Source organism: Prevotella sp. P4-98 (assembly GCF_002251405.1).
In the GTDB taxonomy this organism is placed as follows: Bacteria; Bacteroidota; Bacteroidia; order Bacteroidales; family Bacteroidaceae; genus Prevotella.
Map to the genome: position 1 here is coordinate 1 of NZ_NPJC01000014.1, position 2,324 is coordinate 2,324.

Genomic DNA, 2,324 nt, shown 5'->3' on the forward strand with positions numbered 1-2,324 from the left:
TCTTTGCCCTACTGGAAGCCAACAGCATCCGTGTGAATCGCTTCAGAGCCGACTGTGGTTCGTGCTCGAAGGAAATTGTCAGTGAGATAGAGAAGCATTGCACGCACTTCTACATCCGCGCCAACAGGATGTCAATGACCTGTCCCTGTGACATCTAAAAAAAATCCACGGAGCACACAGAAATCACGGAAAGATTATAGTTAAAGATTCTTGTAAAGATTATTGTTAAGATGTCGAGCCGTAGGCGATCCAAAATAAAACCCTTCCTAGAAGCGAGGTATTCGAGCGCATTCTCGTCAAGGATTTTAGTTAAAGATTTTGTTTGCTGCCTCCCTGAATTACAGATTATTTCTTGCGAAGCAACCAAAAAAATACCGTTTCTCAAAACTGTAATACTGTAACTGTAACGCAAAAAATCGTTTTTGGAAACTGTTATATTGTTATATTGTAACGCTTGGTGTGAATTGGCATTGTCCAAGAAACAGGAACAGTCCTCGCGAAACCTATTTTTCCATTCCGAAAACTGTAATACTGTAAGCTGTAAGAATTGAAAGTCATGATGTCAATGACCTGTCACTGTGGCACCTTGATTTTAATGTCTGATTTAACATTATTAAATATAAATATGTCAAAGAATTCCACTTTTGCGTGATTTTTCTCGCTAAAAAGTTTGTATTATCAATGATTATTCGTATCTTTGCAACAACAGAATCCGCCACGCTTCCCATTTGAACAGCGAACCAGGGCGGGTCTTTTGCTTTTATGGGAACATTAAGATTATACACTAAACAGGCTCTTTCTATTTTCGAACAAATAGAACTACTAAAAAGTAGAGGCTTAAATATTGCTGATTCATCCAAGGCTGCAAAATTTCTTGGTGAGGTCAGCTATTTTCGTTTTGTTCAATACCTTCGTCCTATGGAGGCAGACAAGACTACACATCAATTTAAGCCTAATAGTAGATTTGAAGATGCCGTAGCTCTCTATAACTTTGATATAGAGTTGAGAGAATTGATGTTCAAGGCTGTTCAACGATTAGAGATTGCTTTGCGCACAAAGATTATACAAGAGTTCTCTTTGGCTCATGGACCGTTTTGGTTCTTTGATACAAGTCTTGCTGACGATGAACACAAGTTTATTGAGAATATGAACTCCATAGATAGAGAACTTCAACGTAGCAAGGAGGACTTTATCAAAGAGCATAGGCGCAACTATGACAAGCCGATATTCCCTCCAGCATGGAAAACGCTTGAACTTGCATCTTTCGGCACGCTTTCAAAACTCTATTACAATTTCAGTGACAAGAAGTTGAAGAAGCGTGTAGCTCGTCAATTCAATCTTCCACAGCATGAGGTGTTGGAAAGCTGGATGCGCAGTGTAACTGTCCTGAGAAACTGTTGCGCTCACCACTCACGACTTTGGAATCGCTATCTTTCCAATGCTCCACAAATGAACGCTTCTTTACGTGGTGCATGGGTGAACATTGATGGTGTTGATGCGAACAAAGTATATGCTATAGCTTGTTGTATTGCATATTGGCTTGATTCGATGGGGTATGGATTGGACTTCAAGAATGAACTCAAATCCTTACTCGTTTCTTATCCACAGGTAGACCCGGCAGCAATGGGATTCCCTGAAAATTGGATTTCGGAGCCTCTATGGAGATAACTTTATAGATAAAATACAGATAAGCTTGTCGGTAGTGAAAATTCTTCATTACCGACAGGCTTTCTTCTTGATATATGAACTATTTGATGTAAGTAAAGGTTAAATACGTTAAAAATCACCCATTTCGTATCAATATAGAACCTATATTGCCACTTTTCTACCGTTTAGAGCGTATAATACTGATAATCAACTAATAATAGATACTTCTTCTGTAATACTATAAGCTGTAAGGATTGTAACGCAAAAAATTCGTTTTCAGAAACTGTCAACTGTCAACTGTAACGCAAAAAATCGTTTTTGGAAACTGTTATATTGTTATATTGTAACGCTTGCGATTGACATTGGTTTTGCTCTTATGATGTCGAAAATGTACGGTTTTTGTCTTAACACAATGTTAGGAAAATGATAATATTGTAACATTTGTATTAAAAGTTGATTTTTTATTATGGCGGCAAAAGTAGTAAATATTTTCGAAATAACAAAAGGAAACGGGAAGAATAACGCTCGATTTCTCTATTTTGGGTTTAGACACGCATCTATGAGTGTTAAAAACTATTTACATGTGACAAGCATAACAGCGTTACAATATAACAATATAACAGTTTTCGTTTAGCAAAAACTGCCGCAGAAAAGAGAAGAAGTCAATTTTTCAAAAT

At 37.3% G+C, this 2,324-nt stretch carries 1 protein-coding gene and 1 pseudogene; both read left to right on the top strand.

Features of this window, described 5'->3' with window-relative positions; translation table 11 throughout:
- A pseudogene (locus CIK96_RS13035) lies at positions 1-134 on the top strand (IS1380 family transposase); the annotation flags it as partial.
- 784 nt (positions 135-918) lie between these two features.
- Complete coding sequence (locus CIK96_RS02820) at positions 919-1,668, top strand: Abi family protein (protein WP_254047064.1); 750 nt, start codon at positions 919-921, stop codon at positions 1,666-1,668.
- Positions 1,669-2,324 lie beyond the last annotated feature (656 nt).

Excerpts from the sequence above, each read along its gene's own strand:
- CIK96_RS02820 (WP_254047064.1), top strand. The coding sequence starts at position 919 with ATGGAGGCAGACAAGACTACACATCAATTTAAGCCTAATAGTAGATTT.